This is a genomic window from Corynebacterium sp. HMSC072G08 (genome assembly GCF_001809185.1).
In the GTDB taxonomy this organism is placed as follows: domain Bacteria; phylum Actinomycetota; class Actinomycetes; order Mycobacteriales; family Mycobacteriaceae; genus Corynebacterium; species Corynebacterium phoceense.
This window is the reverse complement of record NZ_KV796435.1, coordinates 1-237: the sequence shown is the minus strand read 5'-3', so window position 1 is coordinate 237 and position 237 is coordinate 1. Positions and strand designations below refer to the sequence as shown.

Genomic DNA, 237 nt, shown 5'->3' with positions numbered 1-237 from the left:
TCGCGTGAGACATCGAGATTGCGGGCGAGGGTGGAAAAGGCGATGTCGATATCGTCGCCGGGGGTGGGAAGGACGCGGTGGATGGCCTTCCAGAAGAATTCGTTGCGGATGGCGACGTATTCTCCCAAGGGGCCAGCGGGATTCAAGGGGGCGAAGTAGGGGCCGGTGGGTTCGGTTGGTGGTGGTGGGTTGGTGGTGTTATCGGGAGGAGTGGTCATGTGGGCTACCCCTGTCGGT

The 237-nt window shown here is 62.0% G+C and carries 1 protein-coding gene; it reads right to left on the bottom strand.

The features are described 5' to 3' along the window. Positions 1-218, bottom strand: a 218-nt coding sequence (locus HMPREF2559_RS12800) for a hypothetical protein (RefSeq protein WP_148138801.1), incomplete at its 3' end; no start/stop codon positions are given. Between the last annotated feature and the right edge of the window lie 19 nt (positions 219-237).